Origin of the sequence: Streptomyces sp. NPDC006197 (genome assembly GCF_040613865.1) — a bacterium.
In the GTDB taxonomy this organism is placed as follows: Bacteria; Actinomycetota; Actinomycetes; order Streptomycetales; family Streptomycetaceae; genus Streptomyces.
Window position 1 is genome coordinate 22,366 of the sequence record NZ_JBEXSZ010000039.1, and the last position, 16,534, is coordinate 38,899.

The following is a 16,534-nucleotide window of genomic DNA, read 5'->3' on the forward strand; positions in this document are numbered from 1 at the left end:
CCTAGAGGAAGTAGAGGCGGTTGAGGGAGACGGACTCGGCCGCCTCGGAGCGGATCGGAGAGCCGTCGAGCGAGACGAGGCCCGTGCGGTCGTCGACCTGGACGTCACCGACGCGGGAGTTGAACCGCAGATCGGCGGGGCCGATGCCGCGGGTGCCGCGCACGGCGACCCGGCGGCGCCGGGTCGGCATCGCGTCGGAGCCGAGGTCGACGGCGGCCTGGGCGACGAACGCGACGGAGATGTCGGCGGGCGTGGCGCCGTGCGCGCCGAACAGCGGTCCGAGGACGAGCGGTTGGCAGGTGTCGGTGGCGGCGTTCGGATCGCCCACGACCCCCCACGCGGGGAAGCCGTTCTTGATGACCATCTGCGGCTTGGCGCCGAAGAACTCCGGCCGCCACAGCACGATGTCGGCCATCTTCCCGACCTCGATCGAGCCGATCTCGTGGGCGAGGCCGTGGGCGATCGCCGGGTTGATGGTGAGCTTGGCCATGTAGCGCAGCACGCGCGCGTTGTCGTCGTGCGCGCCGTCGCCCTCCATGGGTCCGAGCTCGGCCTTCATCTTCCCGGCCATGGCGAAGGTCCGGCGTACGGTCTCGCCGGCCCTTCCCATCCCCTGCGCGTCGGAGGAGGTGATCCCGATCGCGCCGAGGTCGTGCAGGACGTCCTCCGCGCCCATCGTCCCGGCCCTGATCCGGTCGCGCGCCATGGCGGCGTCGCCGGGCAGGTCGGTCTTCAGGTCGTGGACGGAGACGATCATCCCGTAGTGCTCGGCGACGGCGTCGCGGCCGAAGGGGAGCGTGGGGTTGGTGGAGGAGCCGATGACGTTCGGCACGCCCGCCATCTTCAGGACGTTGGGGACGTGTCCGCCGCCGCAGCCCTCGATGTGGAAGGCGTGGATCGTGCGGCCTTCCAGGACCTTGAGGGTGTCCTCGACCGACAGGCACTCGTTCAGGCCGTCGGAGTGCAGCGCGACCTGGACGTCGTGCTCCTCGGCGACCCGCAGCGCGGTGTCGAGGGCCCGGGTGTGGGCGCCCATGTCCTCGTGGACCTTGAAGCCCGACGCCCCGCCCTCGGCGAGCGCCTCCACCAGCGGCGCCGTGTCGGAGGAGGAGCCGCGGGCGAGGAAGCCGATGTTGACCGGCCAGGCGTCGAAGGCGTTGAAGGCGTGCTTGAGCGCCCAGGGCGAGTTGACGCCGACGCCCCAGACGGGGCCGAACTCCTGGCCGATGATGGTGGTGACGCCGCTGGCGAGCGAGGCCTCCATGATCCGCGGGGAGAGCAGGTGGACGTGGGTGTCGACGGCTCCGGCGGTGGCGATGAGGCCCTCGCCGGAGACGATCGAGGTGCCGGTGCCGACGACGACGTCGACCCCGTCGAGGGTGTCGGGGTTGCCGGCCCGCCCGATGGCGTGGATGCGGCCCTCGCGGATGCCGACGGACACCTTGCGGATGCCCTGCACGGCGTCGATGACCAGGACGTTGCTGATGACGACGTCGCAGGTCTCGCGGACGGCCGCGGCCTTGAGGTGGAGTCCGTCGCGGGCGGTCTTGCCGAAGCCGGCGAGGAACTCGTCGCCGGGCTTCTGGGAGTCGGACTCGACGCGGACGACGAGCCCGGAGTCGCCCAGGACGACACGGTCGCCGGCGCGCGGGCCGTGCACGGATGCGTACTCGTACGGGTCCATCAGTTGCCCTCCTCGTCGGACGTGACTCCCAGGTAGCCGCAGGCCGCCGCGCGCCGCAGGGCCTCTTCCTTCGCGCCGGGCGCGTCCAGCGGGCCGTCGACCAGGCCCGCGAAGCCGATGGCGACGCGGGCGCCGCCGATCGGGACGAGCCCGACCTCGGCCTCGCCGCCCGGGTCGAAGCGGAAGGAGGCTCCGGCCGGGATGGCGAGGCGCATGCCGTAGGCGGCGGCCCGGTCGAAGTCGAGGCGCGGGTTGACCTCGAAGAAGTGGAAGTGGGAGGTGACGCTCACGGGGACCGTCGCCGTGTTCCGCACGGAGAGGGTGAGCGCCGGTTCGGACTCCGGGTGCCCGGGGCCGGGCAGCAGCGCGCCCGGGGCCTCGGGGCCCAGGCCGCCCCCGCCGATCGGGTCGGTGACGACCGCGAGCCGGGAGCCGTCGTCGAAGACGGCTTCGACGTGGATCTCCGTGACCACGTCGGCGACGCCGGGCAGGACGTCGTCGGGGCCGAGGACGGAGCGGGCCGCCTCGATCGCCTCGGCGAGTCGCTTGCCGTCGCGGGCCGCCTCGCAGACGGTGTCCGCGATGAGCGCGGTCGCCTCGGGCACGTTGAGCCGCAGGCCCCGGGCCCGGCGTGCCCGGGCGAGCTCGGCGGCGCCGAAGAGCAACAGCCGATCACGTTCCGTGGGGGTCAGTCTCACGCCCCAAACACCTCCTGCAATTCCGACACGTTTGAGCGACACTCTAAATGTTGAGAAGCGAGCTTCCAAGCATTGACGTCGCCGACAGGCGTAGGTCACATTGAGCGCCGCTCTAAAACTGTCCCCCTCACCCCCGCAGGGAGTCCTCATGCCGATAGAACAGCGCGGAGTCGACACCATCCCCGAGGCGGAACGCACCAGCGGCCCCCGCGACCTCGTCTCGATCCTGCTCGGATCCAACCTCTGTCTGGGGGTGATCGTCTTCGGCTGGCTGCCGGTCTCCTTCGGGCTCGGCTTCTGGGCCTCGGTGACCTCCGTCGTCACCGGCACCCTCGTCGGCGTCGCGGTCACCGCCCCCCTCGCGCTCGTGTCCCTCCGCACCGCGACCAACCTCTCCACCTCCTCCGGCGCCTTCTTCGGCGTCCGCGGCCGGCTCGTCGGCTCCGTGGTCGGGCTGCTGCTCTCGCTGGGCTACACCGCGCTGACCCTCTGGATCGGCGGCGACGTGATGGTGGGCACGCTCGCCCGCCTCGTCGGCCTGCCGACCGGCGGCGCCGTCCACGCCCTCGTCTACGCGTTCCTCGCCGCCTGCACGGTGGTCGGCGCGGTGTACGGCTACCGGCTGCTGCTCCGGCTGAGCAAGGCGCTCGCGATCGGCATGACGGTGCTCCTCGCCATCGGCCTGTTCGCCTACGCCGGGGACTTCACCACGGCCGCCGTCCCGGACACCCCGTACCTGCTCGGCTCCTTCTGGCCGACCTGGCTGCTCTCGGCCGTCGCGGCGGGACTCAGCGGACCGGTCGCCTTCATCACCCTGCTCGGCGACTACACCCGGTACGTCTCCCCCGAGCGGTACAGCGCGAAGACCGTGTGGCGGGCCACCTGCCTGGGCCTGACCGTCGGCCTGCTCGTCCCCCAGCTCTTCGGCACGTTCACCGCCCTGGCGGCGCGCGGCGGCCTGGACTACGCGGGCCCGCTCGTCGCCGCGTCCCCCGTCTGGTACCTCGTACCGCTGCTGATCGCCGCCACCGCCGGCTCCGTCGGCAACGCCGGGCTGATGCTGTACTCGATGGGCCTCGACCTCGACGCGATCCTGCCGAAGGCCACGCGCGCGCGTGCCACCCTCGTCGTCGCGGCGGTGGCGACGGCCTTCGTCTTCGTCGGCCACTTCGCCTCGGACGCCCAGACGGCGATGACCTCGTTCGTGCTGCTGCTCACCGCGATCGGAACCCCCTGGGCGGTGATCACCCTGATCGGGCACGCCCGCTGCGGCGGGACGTACGACCCGGAGGCGCTCCAGGTCTTCAACCAGCGCTCGCGCGGCGGGATCTACTGGTTCTCGGCGGGCTGGCACCCGCGCGCCACCGTCTCCTGGGCGGTCGGCGCGGCGGTCGGCCTGGCCGCGGTGTCGACGCCGCTCTACGAGGGGCCGCTGCTCGCCCTGACGGGCGGGATCGACTGCAGCTTCGTCTTCTCGGGAATCGTGGGCGGCGCGCTGTACGCCGTCCTGACGCCGAACAGGGCTCCCGCGACCGTGACGGCCCCGGAAGCCCTGGCGGCGACGGAGTAGCGGCTACGGAGTAGCGACCACCCCCACCGGCTTACTTGCCGAGCTCGTGCATCCAGCCGTGCACGTCCTCGGCCTTGCCGGTCTGGATGGCGAGCAGCGCCTCGCGCAGCTTCATCGTGACCTCGCCGGGCTCGCCGCCCGACTGCTGCCACTCGCCCCGGGCTGACTTGACCAGTCCGACCGGGGTGATGACGGCGGCGGTGCCGCAGGCGAAGACCTCGGTGAGGGTGCCGTTCTCGGTGTCGGCCTGCCACTGGTCGATGGAGACGCGGGCCTCCTCGGACTCGTAGCCGAGGTCCTGGGCGACCTTGAGGAGCGAGTCGCGGGTGATGCCGGCGAGCAGCGAACCGGTGAGGGTCGGGGTGACGATCTTGTTGCCGTACACGAAGTACAGGTTCATGCCGCCGAGTTCCTCGACCCACTTGTGCTCGACCGCGTCGAGGTAGCAGACCTGGTCGCAGCCCTTGGCCGCCGCCTCGGCCTGCGCGAGCAGGGAGGCCGCGTAGTTGCCGCCGGTCTTGGCGTCGCCGACGCCGCCGGGGACGGCGCGGACGCGGTCCTCCGAGGCCCAGATGGAGACGGGCTTCACGCCACCCGCGAAGTAGGGGCCGGCCGGCGAGGCGATGACGACGAACAGGTACTCGTTGGCCGGGCGGACGCCGAGGCCGACCTCGGTGGCGATCATGAACGGACGCAGGTAGAGCGAGTCCTCGCCGCCGTGCGCCGGAACCCAGTCCTGGTCCTGCCGGACGAGCACGTCACAGGCCTCGACGAAGGTCTCGACCGGCAGCTCGGGCATGCCGAGGCGGTGGGCGGAGGCCTGGAAGCGGCGGGCGTTGGCGTCGGGCCGGAAGGTGGCGACGGAGCCGTCGGGGCGGCGGTAGGCCTTCAGGCCCTCGAAGATCTCCTGCGCGTAGTGCAGGACGTTCGTGGCCGGGTCCAGGGAGAGCGGGCCGTACGGGACGAGCTGGCCGTCGTGCCAGCCGCGGCCCTCGGTCCACCGGATGGTGACCATGTGGTCGGTGAAGTGGCGGCCGAATCCCGGGTTGGCCAGGATCGCCTCGCGCTCCGCGGCGGACAGCGGGCTGGAGGAGGGCTTGAGCTCGATCGTGGGCGTCGTCATGAGTGCGTGTCCTTCACCGGTTGTGATGGGGAGGACCGCGCGCGAACGCCGTCGACGGGGACTGTCGTCCCTGACGGTCGGCGTCCGGGCATGCCCGTATGCCGCGGCCCCACGTTCGATTATCGCTCGCGGGGACCGGTGCGGAAAACGGGTGCGCGCGGTCCGGGGTTCGGGGGGGCGCCCCGCGGCCGCGCATGGGACAGCCGCCGGGCGCTGGTGCGACCCGGCGGCTGCTGTCTGATGTCAGTCGGCGCGGGTCAGCTCGCTACTCGCGCGGCGAGCGCGTCGCCGATCTGGTCCGTCGTGCGGAGGGAGTCGCCGCGCTCGGTGAGGTCGGCCGCGACGGCCTCCTCGACCCGGGCGGCCTCGGCCTCGTAGCCGAGGTGGCGGAGCAGGAGGGCGACGGAGAGGACGGTGGCCGTGGGGTCGGCCTTGCCCTGGCCCGCGATGTCCGGCGCGGAGCCGTGGACCGGCTCGAACATGGACGGGAACTCGCCGCTCGGGTTGATGTTGCCCGAGGCGGCGACGCCGATGCCGCCGGAGACGGCCGCGGCGAGGTCGGTGATGATGTCGCCGAAGAGGTTGTCGGTGACGATCACGTCGAAGCGGGCCGGGTCGGTGACGAGGAAGATCGTCGCGGCGTCGACGTGCAGGTAGTCGGTGGTGACCTCGGGGTACTCCTGGGCCACCTTGTTGAAGGTGTCCGTCCAGAGGTGGCCGGCGAAGGTCAGCACGTTGTTCTTGTGGACCAGGGTCAGCTTCTTGCGCGGGCGGGCCTGGGCGCGGGCGAAGGCGTCCCGGACCACGCGCTCGACACCGAAGGCGGTGTTGACCGAGACCTCGGTGGCGACCTCGTGCGGGGTGCCCTTGCGGATGGTGCCGCCGTTGCCCGTGTACGGACCCTCGGTGCCCTCGCGGACCACGACGAAGTCGATCTCGGGCTGCCCGGCGAGCGGGGTGGCCACGCCGGGGAGCAGCTTCGAGGGACGCAGGTTCACGTGGTGGTCGAAGGCGAAGCGGAGCTTCAGCAGGAAGCCGCGCTCCAGGACGCCGGACGGCACCGACGGGTCGCCGATGGCGCCGAGCAGGATGGCGTCGTGCTTCTTGAGGGAGGCGAGATCGGCGTCGGTGAGGGTCTCACCGGTGGCGTGGTAGCGCTTGGCGCCGAAGTCGTACTCCTCGGTCTCCAGCTTCACGTCCTGGGGAAGGACGGCCGCGAGGATCTTGAGGCCCTGGGCCACGACCTCCTGGCCGATGCCGTCGCCGGGAATGACTGCGAGATTGATGCTGTGAGACATGTCGGCACCCTACTCTTCGTCCCATCGTCTGACACGTTCCGTCCGCCATGTGGACGAAGCGCCATGTCGCGGGACGGGGTCAGAGGCGGGATCAGTGACCGGTGGAGCCGCCGTTGTCACGGCGGTCGAGGGCGCGCTGGAGGGCGGCGGCAGCGTTCTGGCGGGCCTCGTCACTGGGACGGTTGACGGAGTGGCGGACGCGGCGGGCGGTCTGAGCGGCCATGAGGGATCGACTCCTTGAGATCAGTGGTGATCCGGACGTGCGGAGATCAGTGGTGATCGAAGGCGCCGGAAGGGGCGGGGAGCGCCGCCACAGGGGTTGCCTGCACGGGGCGTCGCGCTCTCGACCGCCATTCGCCTGATGAAGCGAGACGTTCGGCTTCTACAAAGCTAGGGCAGGCGCCCTCATCTGTCTCCACAATTACTCGGACTTCCTACTATCTGAGACGGCGATCAACCCTCCGTGTCGCGCGGCTCGCCTATCTAGGTTGCATTCCTACCTAGGTAGTGATCAGATGTGCGCATGGCCGCAGACCGAAGATCCAGCTGGCTCAAGGGAGTCCTCGACCTGCTCGTCCTCTCCTGCCTGACCGATGGAGAGAGCTACGGGTACGAGATCGCGAAGGCGCTCGACGGGGCGGGCCTGGGCGAGATCAAGGGCGGGACGCTCTATCCCGTACTGAACCGCCTGGAGCAGGCCGGTCTGGTGGAGGCCGAGTTCCGCGCCGCCGAGCGCGGGCCCGGGCGCCGCTACTACCGGCTCACCGACCCGGGCCGGGCACACCTCACGGCCGAGAGCGAGGCCTGGTCGGAGTTCCACCGGGCCGTACGGACGCAACTGCACGCAGGGGGAACCGCACCATGACCACCGACGCCTACTTCGCCGAGCTGACCGACGCGCTGCGCGCCGCGGGGGTGCCCGAGGAGCAGATCGCACGGACGACCGACGAGCTGCGCGGGCACCTCGCGGAGACGGGGACCTCACCGGAGGAGGAGTTCGGACCGGCCGAGGGCTTCGCGGCCCGGCTGGGCGGACCCGCCCCGACCCCCGGGGAGCCGGACGGGGCGGCGGAGCGCTGGACGTGGACCGCCGACCTCTTCAACGACCGCCGGATGCTGGACGTCCACGGCGCCCAGGGCTGGGAGGTGGAGGGCCTGGACTCCCTCGGCCGCTTCGTCTGCCGCCGGGCGCCCGGGGTCGCGCTCGCCTGGGAGTACCGCCGCGAGGTGATCACCGGCCGCAGGCGGGCCCGTGTCCTCGACGAGCTCACGCCGGAGGGCTGGGAGCTGTGCGGCGAGTGGCTGGTGTACGGCTACTTCAAGCGGCCGCGCGCGGCGACGGCGGGACCGGCGGGCGCCGTGGAGGCGCCGCCGGCCGCCCCGCGCCGGTGGCTGTTCCTCAGCCGCCGGGGCAAGGCGGTGCTCGCGGTGTGGTGCCTCCTGGTCGGCGGCGCGATGACCTCGTTCCTCGTCGGAGGGATCGGGGCCTCCGGGCTCGCGATCACGGTCGCCGTCGCTTCGTCGCTCTCCGCCGCGTACACCTCCCACCTGGAGACGGCCGCGGGCCGCGCCCGGAAGAAGACCACCGAACGGCGCTGACGCGTCCTCACATCACGTCGCCGTCCCGCCAGTCGAAGACCAGCGGGGCGGCGGGGTCCGGCAGGGCCCGGTCGCCGGCGGGGCGCAGGAAGACGAAGCCCTCCTCCTCGGCGAGGCGGACGATCCCCCCGGGCCCGAGCGCTTCGAGGCGCCCCTCCCAGACCCGCCAGCCGCGCGCCCGGTAGAGCGCGGCCCCCTCGTCGGAGGCGCCGAGCGCCCCGAAGGCGTACGCCCCGTCGATCACCCGCTCCAGTCCGGCCATCACCGCGCCGCCGAGCCCCTGACGCCGGCGGTCCTGCCGGACGGCGACCCCTTCCACGTATCCGACGCGGTGCGAGCGGCCGCGGTGGAGCGCCCGGCGCTGCACGACGGCGCCGTGGGCGGCGACGCCCCGCTCGTCCTCGATCCAGGCGTGGACGCCGCCGAGGGTGTGGTCCCAGTCCTCGTCGGAGAAGTCGCCCGCGAAGGCGGTGTCGAGCATCTCGCGTACGGAGCGGAGCCGGGCGGTGCCGAGTTCATGCGTGGGCGCGATCCTCACGGTCATGCCCCACCCTCCCACACTCACCTAACCCCTGACTCGCCATTGACAGGTTAGCCCCGCCCCTGATTGGGTCACTCCATAACCAGTGAGCGACGACTGAGGGGTTAGAACGATGTCCGTGCTGCCGACCCACCACCGCACCGTCACCGTCCGGGGCCACGAGATCGCCTACCGCGAGGCCGGACCGGCCGACGCCCCCGTACTGCTCCTGCTGCACGGCTTCCCCACCAGCTCGCACATGTTCCGCGACCTGATCCCCCTGCTCGCCGACCGGTACCGGCTGATCGCCCCCGACCACCTGGGCTTCGGCCGCAGCGCCGCGCCCTCCGCCGCCGACTTCGACTACACCTTCGCCGGGCTGGCCGCGCTCACCGCCGAGTTCACCGAGGCCCTCGGCCTGGACCGGTTCGCGCTCTACATCCAGGACTACGGCGCCCCCATCGGCCTGCGCCTCGCCCTCGCCCACCCCGAGCGGATCACCGCGATCGTCACCCAGAACGGCAACGCCTACGAGGAGGGCCTCGGCGCCGAGGCCTGGGCCCCGGTCCTCGCCCTGATCGAGGAGCGCACCCCCGAGACCGAGGAGCCGGTCCGCGCCATCCGCTCCCTGGACGGCATCCGGTGGCAGTACGAGACGGGCGTCCCCGCCGCGTACCGGGACCTGCTCAGCCCCGACGCCTGGCACCACGACGCGGCCCTGATGGCCCGCGAGGGCCAGGACGACATCCAGCTGGGCCTGATCGCCGACTACGGCTCCAACTTCGCCCTCTACCCGGCCTTCCAGGAGTACTTCCGCACCTCCCGGGTCCCCCTCCTCGCCGTCTGGGGCGAGGGCGACCAGGTCTTCGTCCCCGCCGGCGCCGAGGCCTTCCGCCGCGACCTCCCGGACGCCGAGATCCACCTGCTGCCCACGGGCCACTTCGCCCTGGAGACCCACGCGCCGGCGATCGCGGAGCTGATCGGCGACTTCCTCAAGCGTCACGCGGGGGAATGAGAACCGCCCCCGTCCTGGATTGGGGGGCCAGGAGGGGGGCGGTGATCAGGGGCCGCTCACGCGGCGGGGGCGTCAGCCCATGTGCGGGTAGCCGTACTCGGTCGGCGGGACCAGCGTCTCCTTGATGGCGCGGGTCAGCGTCCAGCGCATCAGGTTCTGCGGGGCGCCGGCCTTGTCGTTGGTGCCGGAGGCGCGGCCGCCGCCGAAGGGCTGCTGGCCGACGACGGCGCCGGTCGACTTGTCGTTGATGTAGAAGTTGCCCGCGGCGAAGCGGAGCTTCTCCATCGTGTACGCGGCGGCCGCGCGGTCGCCGGAGATGACCGAGCCGGTGAGGGCGTAGTCCGAGACCGACTCCATCTGGGTCAGCATCTCGTCGTACTTCTCGTCCTCGTAGACGTGGATCGCGAGGATCGGGCCGAAGTACTCGGCCTTGAAGACCTCGTTCTCCGGGTCGTCGCAGACGATGACGGTCGGGCGGACGAAGTAGCCCACCGAGTCGTCGTAGGTGCCGCCGGCGATGATCGTGCAGCTCGGGTCGGCCGCGGCACGGTCGATCGCCGCCTTGTTCTTGGCGAACGAGCGCTCGTCGATGACGGCGCCGATGAAGTTCGACAGGTCGGTGACGTCACCCATGGTGATGCCGTCGACCTCGGCCGCGAACTCCTCCTTGAAGCCGTCGTTCCAGATCGACGCCGGGACGTAGGCGCGGGAGGACGCGGAGCACTTCTGGCCCTGGAACTCGAAGGAGCCGCGGGTCAGCGCGGTCTTCAGGACGGCGCGGTCGGCGCTGGGGTGGGCGACGACGAAGTCCTTGCCGCCGGTCTCGCCGACGATCCGCGGGTACGAGCGGTACTTCTCGATGTTGTTGCCGACCGTCTTCCACAGGTGCTGGAAGGTCTTGGTCGAGCCGGTGAAGTGGATGCCGGCCAGGTCGCGGTGGTTCAGGGCCACCTCGGAGACGGCGATGCCGTCGCCGGTCACCAGGTTGATGACGCCCTTCGGCAGGCCGGCCTCCTCCAGGAGCTCCATGAGGAGCACCGCGGAGTGGGTCTGCGTCGGGGACGGCTTCCAGACCACCACGTTGCCCATGAGGGCGGGGGCGGTGGGCAGGTTGCCCGCGATGGCGGTGAAGTTGAAGGGGGTGATCGCGTAGACGAAGCCCTCCAGCGGGCGGTGGTCCAGACGGTTCCACACGCCCGGGGAGTTCGCCGGCGGCTGCTCGGCGAGGATCTGGCGGGCGTACGCCACGTTGAAGCGCCAGAAGTCGACGAGCTCGCACGGGGTGTCGATCTCGGCCTGCTGGGCGGTCTTGGACTGGCCGAGCATGGTGGACGCGGCCAGCGTCTCGCGCCACGGGCCGGCGAGCAGCTCGGCGGCGCGCAGGATGATCGCGGCGCGGTCGTCGAAGGACATCGCGCGCCAGGCCGGGGCGGCGGCCAGGGCGGCGTCGATGGCGTCCTGGGCGTCCTGCTCGGTGGCGCCGCGGAAGGTGCCGATGACGGCCTGGTGGTTGTGCGGCTGGACGACCTTGAACTCCTCGCCGCCGCCCATGCGCTTCACGCCGCCGATGGTCATCGGCAGCTCGCGCGGGTTCTCGGCCAGCTCCTTGAGCTTGGTCTCCAGACGGGAGCGCTCGGGGGAACCGGGGGCGTAGCTGTGCACCGGCTCGTTGACCGGAGCGGGGACCTGGGTGACAGCGTCCATGAGTCTCGTAACTCCTTGTGAGAGGTGGGCTCAGCCCTTGGTGAGGATGGAGCGGACGAAGAAGAGGAGGTTGGCCGGCTTCTCCGCGAGGCGGCGCATGAAGTAGCCGTACCAGTCGGTGCCGTACGCGGTGTAGACGCGCATGCGGTGGCCCTCGGCGGCGAGCCGGTTCTGCTCCTCGCTGCGGATGCCGTACAGCATCTGGAACTCGTACTCGTCCAGCTTGCGCCCGGCGCGGCGGGCCAGCTCCTGGCCGATGGAGATCAGGCGCGGGTCGTGCGAGCCGATCATCGGGTAGCCCTCGCCGTCCATCAGGATCTTCATGATCCGGACGTACGCCTTGTCGATCTCGGGCTTGTCCTGGAGGGCGACGGAGGCGGGCTCCTTGTAGGCGCCCTTCACGATCCGGACGCGGGAGCCGTTCGCGGCGAGGCGACGGGCGTCGTCCTCGGTGCGGAAGAGGTAGGCCTGGATGACGCAGCCGGTCTGCGGGAAGTCCTTCCGCAGCTCCTCGTGGATGGCGAACATCGAGTCGAGGGTGGTGTGGTCCTCGGCGTCCAGGGTGACGGTGGTGCCGATCTCGGCGGCGGCCGCGACGACCGGGCGGACGTTCGCGAGGGCCAGCTCGTGGCCGTTCTCCAGGGACTGGCCGAACATCGACAGCTTCACGGACATCTCGGCGCGGGGGCCGAGGCCCAGCTCCTTGAGGCGGCCGATGAGCTCCAGGTAGGCGTCCCGGGCGGCGTACGACTGCTCGACGGTGGTGATGTCCTCACCGACGACGTCGAGGGTGACCTCCAGGCCGCGGCCGCTCAGCTCGGAGACGATCGGGACGACGTCGTCGACCGTCTCGCCGGCGATGAAGCGGGCGACGACCTGCTTGGTCCCGGGGGCGGCCGAAACGAGACGGCGCATCTTGTCGCTGCGCGACGCGGCGAGGATCACGGGACCCAGCACGGGGACCTCCAGAAGGACAGGGTGACGAAGAATGCCGTACCCGCTCATTCGAAAGAAAACGGGAACAGCACGAAGAACCACCGTGAAACCTATGGATCGCTCCGATCGTCCGCCATCTACAGCTGTCACGCATCCGTGCACGACGTCTCATACACATGTCTGAGAGGGTGCGAGAATGGCGCTGTGAAGGGCGATTACCAAGAACTGGTGGACGAGATCTCGGCGCTCCTCGGCGCCCCGGCGACGCTGGAGAACCGCGATTTCGGCCTGATCGCCTTCGGCGCCCACGACAGCGACGACGACACCGCGATGGACCCCGTCCGGACGCGGTCGATCCTGACCCGGAAGTCGACCCCGGCGGTCCGCGCCTGGTTCGAGGGCTTCGGCATCACCCGGGCGACCGGCCCGGTCCGCATCCCGGCCGCCCCGGACGCCGGCGTCTTCCGGGACCGCATCTGTCTCCCCGTACGCCACCGGGGCGTCGTCCTCGGGTACGTCTGGCTGCTCGACGCCGAGCCCGGTCCCACGCCCGCCCGGCTCACGGCCGCGATGGAGGTCGCCGCCCGGATCGGCGACCTCCTCGCCGACGAGGAGCGCGCGGACGCCGACCTCTCGCGCGAGTTCGCCGCGGCCCTGACCGCCGGGCGCGGCTGGCAGAGCGACATGGCCGTCGCGGCGCTACGGGCGGCCCTGGGCCCCAGCGCGGACGGCCTGCACACCGTCGTCTGCGTGACCCCCTGGCAGGGCGAGGCCCCTTCGGTCCGGGCGGTCCCCGCCGCGGCCGCGGTCGCCACGGTCCCCGAGGGCGAGTCCCTCGCCGTCCTCGTACGGCTGCGCACCGCCGAGGACCTCTCCCCCGCCCACGCGGCCGCCGACCGGCTGCGGGCCGCCGCCCCGGCCGGCATCGCGTCCCCCCGCCGGGGCCTCGCGGAGCTCGCGGCGGCCTGGCGCGAAGCCAACACGGCGGCCCGTGCCGCCACGGCACAGCCGACGCTCGGCCCCGTCGCGGAGTGGACCGGCATCGGCCCGTACCGCCTGCTCGCGGCGCTCTACCACCCCGAGGTCGACCCCGTCGTCGCCCCCCTGCTCGCCCCCGCCCACGCCGAACTGGCCCGCACCGCCGAAGCGTTCCTCGACAACGCGGGCCAGGCGGGCCGCACGGCGGCGGCCCTGGGCATCCACCGCCAGACCCTGTACTACCGGCTGTCCCGGGTCGAACAGCTCACGGGCCTGGACCTGGACGCCGGCGAGGACCGGCTGCTGCTCCACATGTCCCTGAAGTCCGCCCGGCTCTGACGCCCTGCTCTGACGGCCTGCTCTGACGGCCGGCTCCGACCCCCAGGCTCCGGCCGCCGCCAGGCTCCGACCGCCTCGCTCGACCGCCCGGTTGCCACCGCCGAACGACCGCCCCTGCGAGCCGGTTTATAAGATCTCCCCATGACCACGGGGAGTTGGGCGGCGGCGCCGACGCGGACGGAGCGACTGCTGTACGAGGCGGGGGCCCGCGGCGACCGGGCGGCCGTCCTGGCCGTCCTCGGCGGGGCCCGCCTCTACGTGCTCCAGGCCCGGGTGCACGCCGACGCCCCCGGGTACGTCCCGCCCCTCCCCTCCCAGCGCGACAAGGCCGCCCGGCGCACCGTCGTACCCGTGCTGACCGAGGGCATGCTGCCGCCCTGGCACCCCGACTGGGTGTTCCAGCAGACCACGCTTCCCCGGCTCGCCGCCGCCTGGCAGCACGACCGGTGGTGGCTCGCGGTCAACCCGGGCACCCCGTACGAGGCCGCGCTCCCCGCCCGGGCCGCCGACCGGCGGGCCTGGCAGGAGGCGGGCGCGCGGGGCGGCGGACCCACCCGGCTGCGGCTGCTCACCCACGCCGGAGAGCAGCTGCACGGACCGGTCGCGCACGCCCTCGCGCTCGGCGCGCACCTCGCCGTGCTCAACGGCCTGGTGTGGAACGGGCTCCGCGCCCAGTACGAGGACTACCCCTCCGACGTCGCCCGGCTGCGCCACCCCTGGGCCGTCCACCACCGGGCGGGCTTCCGGGACACGCTGCGGACCCTGATCGCCACCCGGCTCGTCGGCCGGGTCCCCGAGTCCGTCCTGGGGATCAGGCGCACCCTGACCGCCCGGCTGGGCGCGGCGCCCAGCGGCGAGCAGTGGGCGGCGGCGGTCGGCACCGCGTCCGAGCGGGACGACCGCTACGGCGAGGACCCGGCGGAGGCCAGGGAGTTCCTGCGCCGGATCACCCACTACGAGGAGCGGTTCCGCGCCGACGGCCTGCTGCCGCCGGACGGCCGGGTCGACACCCTCGCCGCCTTCGACCACGGCCGCGCCGTGAACGTCGTACGGCTCGCGCTCGGCGCCCGGTACTGCGATCCGCAGGAGGCCGAGGAGTCCGTCCTGAGGGTCCTCGAAGCCGCCCGGCGGGTGTACGGCTCCTGGGAGGAGTTCTCGCTCGGCTACGTCCTCGCCCGGCTGATCCACTTCGACGAGGGCGACCCCGAGCCGATGTACCAGGAGTCGCTCGCCCTCCACCGCGCCCTCACCCAGGACCCTTCGAGCCCCTACCGGAACATCCCGTGGTCATGAGCCCCCGCCGCAAGCCCGCGCCGCCGGGCGCCTCCTGGACCCCGCCGTCCGAGACCGAGCAGCTGCTCCACGAGGCGGGGCTGCGCGGCGACTTCGCGGAGCAGATCCGTGTCCTCGCGGACGCCGAGCTGTTCATCGGCGCCCTCAAGTCCGACGTGGACGCCCGCCCGGACAACGTCTACTGGCCGCCCCAGCAGCTGCCGAAGGGGCTCGTCGCCCGGGCGCTCCTCACCCGCGGGATGCTGCCGCCCTGGCATCCGGAGTGGGTGTTCCACGCGGTCACCCTCCGCTGGGTCGCCGAGTTCGGCTGGTCCGACCACCGTCTCCTCCTCGCGGTCAACAGCGGCACGCCCGCGCAGCTGCTGCTGCCCACCACGCCCGAGCACCGCGCGGGATGGCTGCGCGCGTACGCGGAGCGGGAGCGGGGTTCGGGCGACCGGCTGGTGGCCCTGCGCCACGGGCCGCTGCACGGGCCGCTCGCCTTCGGCCTCGCCTGTGGCGGTCATCTGGCCTTCGGCAACGGCGTCCCCTGGAACGACGTCGGCTCCGTCTACATGGGCTACACCCACGAGCTCGACACCCTCCGCGAAGGCTGGGGCGTCACCGACCGGGCCGGCTGGCGCAAGCAGCTCGACGCGCTCCTCGACGGGCGCAACAGCCCGCCCGAGCCGGACTTCGCCCTCCGGGTCCGCGAGGAGCTGCGGCTCGCACGCGGTGCGGTGCCCTCGCCCGACGAGTGGCGCGAGACGGCCGCGGGACACGCCCAGGACCTGGGCGCGGGCCCGGCGGCGGTGCGGCACATCGAGGAGCTCGTACGCCGCATCGTGCGCTACGAGGCCCGGTTCCGGGCCGAGGGGCTGCTGCCGCCGGAGGGCCGGGTGCGCAGGACGGTCGCGTACGACTACGGGCGTGCGGTGAACCTCACCCGCTGGGGCCTGTCGGCCCGCTTCTGCGCGCCCCCCGAGGCCGAACAGGCGATCGTGCACGCGGGGGCGCTGGCCCGGTCGGCGTACGGGTCGTGGGAGGAGTACTCGGCGGGGTACGCGCTGGGGAGGGTGCTGCGGTTCGACGGGGAGGAGTACGGACGGTTCCACGAGCAGAACGTGGCCGCCCACCGCGCCCTGACGGCGCACGAGGGCAGCCCCTGGCGCAACATCCCGTGGCGCTGAGCCGGTCCCGTCACTCCCCCATCAGGACCTTGAGCCCCTCCGTGAGGTCGTCCGCGCTCGGCGCGGTGTCCGGGTCGACCATCCACTGGATCATGACCCCGGTCGCCAGGGCCTGGAGCAGCAGTCCGGCCACCCGGGCCTTCTCCGGGTCCGCCTCCGGGTCGATGCCGAGCATGCCCTCGGCGATGCCGAGCCGGCCCTCCCGCTGCGGCTCCTTGATCGCCTCGCGCAGCTTCTCGTCGTCGTCGAGGCGGGTGACGACCTCGGTCTGGAGCTTCCAGACGGGGCGGCTGGCCTCGGCGGCGCCGATGAGCCGGGCCCAGACGGCGTGGAAGCGCTCGTACGGATCGGCCGGCAGCTCCGGGGCGCCGCCGTCGCCCTCCGGGCTGACCCGCTCACCCCACTCCTCGGTGACGGCCAGGAAGGCCTGCTGGAGCAGGGCGTCCTTGGAGCCGTAGTGGTAGCCGATGGAGGCGAGGTTGGTGCCCGAGGCGGCGACGATGTCGCGCGCCGTGGTGCGCCCGTACCCCTTCTCCAGGAGGCAGCGCTTGGCGCCTTCGAGCAGGTCTTCCTTGTGTCCCATGACAGCACTGTACCCGGCCGCTAGA

General features: G+C 72.3%; 16 protein-coding genes. 7 read left to right on the plus strand and 9 right to left on the minus strand.

Annotation, left to right across the window (positions count from 1 at the left end; genetic code table 11):
- Position 1 precedes the first annotated feature (1 nt).
- Together ABZ318_RS15110 and ureA are read right to left on the minus strand one after the other, a co-directional pair.
- Entirely contained in the window at positions 2 to 1,684 is a 1,683-nt protein-coding gene (locus ABZ318_RS15110; protein WP_356902901.1) for an urease subunit alpha, read from the minus strand.
- On the minus strand, positions 1,684 to 2,382 hold the full coding sequence (gene ureA / locus ABZ318_RS15115) for an urease subunit gamma (RefSeq protein WP_356902902.1): 699 nt from the start codon (positions 2,380 to 2,382) through the stop codon (positions 1,684 to 1,686). The genes ABZ318_RS15110 and ureA overlap by 1 nt, the downstream gene beginning before the upstream one ends.
- Before the next feature lie 148 nt (positions 2,383 to 2,530).
- Here ureA and ABZ318_RS15120 point away from each other — a divergent pair, with 148 nt between their 5' ends.
- A complete protein-coding gene (locus tag ABZ318_RS15120) occupies positions 2,531 to 3,952 on the plus strand; it encodes a cytosine permease (protein WP_356902903.1) in 1,422 nt (473 codons plus the stop codon).
- Between the two features lie 31 nt (positions 3,953 to 3,983).
- On the opposite strand, the gene ABZ318_RS15125 is transcribed toward ABZ318_RS15120, so the two are convergent.
- The 3 genes from ABZ318_RS15125 to ABZ318_RS15135 all read right to left on the minus strand — a co-directional run bounded on the left by ABZ318_RS15125 (position 3,984) and on the right by ABZ318_RS15135 (position 6,596).
- Positions 3,984 to 5,075, minus strand: a complete 1,092-nt coding sequence (locus tag ABZ318_RS15125; protein ID WP_356902904.1) for a branched-chain amino acid aminotransferase — start codon at positions 5,073 to 5,075, stop codon at positions 3,984 to 3,986.
- Positions 5,076 to 5,332: 257 nt separating this feature from the next.
- Positions 5,333 to 6,373 carry a 3-isopropylmalate dehydrogenase gene (locus ABZ318_RS15130; RefSeq protein WP_356902905.1) on the minus strand — a complete coding sequence of 347 codons (1,041 nt, stop codon included), beginning with the start codon at positions 6,371 to 6,373 and terminating at the stop codon, positions 5,333 to 5,335.
- A 91-nt stretch (positions 6,374 to 6,464) separates the two neighbouring features.
- Positions 6,465 to 6,596: a hypothetical protein gene (locus tag ABZ318_RS15135; protein WP_256961924.1), complete on the minus strand. Its 132-nt coding sequence runs from the start codon at positions 6,594 to 6,596 to the stop codon at positions 6,465 to 6,467.
- Between the two features lie 300 nt (positions 6,597 to 6,896).
- On the opposite strand from ABZ318_RS15135, the gene ABZ318_RS15140 reads away from it, so the two are divergent.
- Together ABZ318_RS15140 and ABZ318_RS15145 are read left to right on the plus strand one after the other, a co-directional pair.
- Positions 6,897 to 7,238, plus strand: coding sequence for a PadR family transcriptional regulator (locus tag ABZ318_RS15140; RefSeq protein ID WP_356902906.1), 342 nt, complete (start codon positions 6,897 to 6,899; stop codon positions 7,236 to 7,238).
- Complete coding sequence (locus tag ABZ318_RS15145; RefSeq protein ID WP_356902907.1) at positions 7,235 to 7,972, plus strand: hypothetical protein; 738 nt, start codon at positions 7,235 to 7,237, stop codon at positions 7,970 to 7,972. The genes ABZ318_RS15140 and ABZ318_RS15145 overlap by 4 nt, the downstream gene beginning before the upstream one ends.
- Positions 7,973 to 7,979: 7 nt before the next feature.
- Here the strand turns inward: ABZ318_RS15145 and ABZ318_RS15150 are convergent, their stop codons facing one another.
- Complete coding sequence (locus ABZ318_RS15150; protein WP_356902908.1) at positions 7,980 to 8,516, minus strand: GNAT family N-acetyltransferase; 537 nt, start codon at positions 8,514 to 8,516, stop codon at positions 7,980 to 7,982.
- Between the two features lie 109 nt (positions 8,517 to 8,625).
- On the opposite strand from ABZ318_RS15150, the gene ABZ318_RS15155 reads away from it, so the two are divergent.
- Positions 8,626 to 9,507, plus strand: coding sequence for an alpha/beta hydrolase (locus tag ABZ318_RS15155; protein WP_356902909.1), 882 nt, complete (start codon positions 8,626 to 8,628; stop codon positions 9,505 to 9,507).
- 72 nt (positions 9,508 to 9,579) lie between these two features.
- On the opposite strand, the gene pruA is transcribed toward ABZ318_RS15155, so the two are convergent.
- Together pruA and ABZ318_RS15165 are read right to left on the minus strand one after the other, a co-directional pair.
- The gene (gene pruA / locus ABZ318_RS15160; RefSeq protein ID WP_356902910.1) at positions 9,580 to 11,211 is read right to left on the minus strand and encodes an L-glutamate gamma-semialdehyde dehydrogenase; all 1,632 of its coding nucleotides are present in this window, start codon (positions 11,209 to 11,211) and stop codon (positions 9,580 to 9,582) included.
- A gap of 30 nt (positions 11,212 to 11,241) precedes the next feature.
- A complete protein-coding gene (locus ABZ318_RS15165) occupies positions 11,242 to 12,168 on the minus strand; it encodes a proline dehydrogenase family protein (protein ID WP_356902911.1) in 927 nt (308 codons plus the stop codon).
- A gap of 183 nt (positions 12,169 to 12,351) precedes the next feature.
- On the opposite strand from ABZ318_RS15165, the gene ABZ318_RS15170 reads away from it, so the two are divergent.
- The 3 genes from ABZ318_RS15170 (at position 12,352) to ABZ318_RS15180 (ending at position 15,926) form a co-directional block, all read left to right on the plus strand.
- Positions 12,352 to 13,464, plus strand: coding sequence for a helix-turn-helix domain-containing protein (locus tag ABZ318_RS15170; RefSeq protein ID WP_356902912.1), 1,113 nt, complete (start codon positions 12,352 to 12,354; stop codon positions 13,462 to 13,464).
- A gap of 141 nt (positions 13,465 to 13,605) precedes the next feature.
- Entirely contained in the window at positions 13,606 to 14,757 is a 1,152-nt protein-coding gene (locus ABZ318_RS15175) for a DUF1266 domain-containing protein (RefSeq protein ID WP_356902913.1), read from the plus strand.
- The gene (locus ABZ318_RS15180) at positions 14,754 to 15,926 is read left to right on the plus strand and encodes a DUF1266 domain-containing protein (RefSeq protein WP_356902914.1); all 1,173 of its coding nucleotides are present in this window, start codon (positions 14,754 to 14,756) and stop codon (positions 15,924 to 15,926) included. Before ABZ318_RS15175 ends, ABZ318_RS15180 begins: the two co-directional genes overlap by 4 nt.
- Before the next feature lie 10 nt (positions 15,927 to 15,936).
- Here ABZ318_RS15180 and ABZ318_RS15185 read toward each other — a convergent pair whose 3' ends face one another.
- Positions 15,937 to 16,509 (minus strand): TetR/AcrR family transcriptional regulator, encoded by a 573-nt coding sequence (locus tag ABZ318_RS15185; protein WP_356902915.1) that lies wholly within the window; start codon positions 16,507 to 16,509, stop codon positions 15,937 to 15,939.
- Positions 16,510 to 16,534 lie beyond the last annotated feature (25 nt).

What these genes read in the sequence shown, in the direction of transcription:
- pruA (WP_356902910.1), bottom strand. Translation starts at nt 11,211, where the DNA reads ATGGACGCTGTCACCCAGGTCCCCGCTCCGGTCAACGAGCCGGTGCAC.
- ABZ318_RS15180 (WP_356902914.1), top strand. Translation starts at nt 14,754, where the DNA reads ATGAGCCCCCGCCGCAAGCCCGCGCCGCCGGGCGCCTCCTGGACCCCG.
- ABZ318_RS15130 (WP_356902905.1), bottom strand. Translation starts at nt 6,373, where the DNA reads ATGTCTCACAGCATCAATCTCGCAGTCATTCCCGGCGACGGCATCGGC.
- ABZ318_RS15140 (WP_356902906.1), top strand. Translation starts at nt 6,897, where the DNA reads ATGGCCGCAGACCGAAGATCCAGCTGGCTCAAGGGAGTCCTCGACCTG.
- ABZ318_RS15185 (WP_356902915.1), bottom strand. Translation starts at nt 16,509, where the DNA reads ATGGGACACAAGGAAGACCTGCTCGAAGGCGCCAAGCGCTGCCTCCTG.
- ABZ318_RS15145 (WP_356902907.1), top strand. Translation starts at nt 7,235, where the DNA reads ATGACCACCGACGCCTACTTCGCCGAGCTGACCGACGCGCTGCGCGCC.
- ABZ318_RS15175 (WP_356902913.1), top strand. Translation starts at nt 13,606, where the DNA reads ATGACCACGGGGAGTTGGGCGGCGGCGCCGACGCGGACGGAGCGACTG.
- ABZ318_RS15150 (WP_356902908.1), bottom strand. Translation starts at nt 8,516, where the DNA reads ATGACCGTGAGGATCGCGCCCACGCATGAACTCGGCACCGCCCGGCTC.
- ABZ318_RS15120 (WP_356902903.1), top strand. Translation starts at nt 2,531, where the DNA reads ATGCCGATAGAACAGCGCGGAGTCGACACCATCCCCGAGGCGGAACGC.
- ABZ318_RS15135 (WP_256961924.1), bottom strand. Translation starts at nt 6,596, where the DNA reads ATGGCCGCTCAGACCGCCCGCCGCGTCCGCCACTCCGTCAACCGTCCC.
- ABZ318_RS15125 (WP_356902904.1), bottom strand. Translation starts at nt 5,075, where the DNA reads ATGACGACGCCCACGATCGAGCTCAAGCCCTCCTCCAGCCCGCTGTCC.
- ABZ318_RS15155 (WP_356902909.1), top strand. Translation starts at nt 8,626, where the DNA reads ATGTCCGTGCTGCCGACCCACCACCGCACCGTCACCGTCCGGGGCCAC.
- ABZ318_RS15110 (WP_356902901.1), bottom strand. Translation starts at nt 1,684, where the DNA reads ATGGACCCGTACGAGTACGCATCCGTGCACGGCCCGCGCGCCGGCGAC.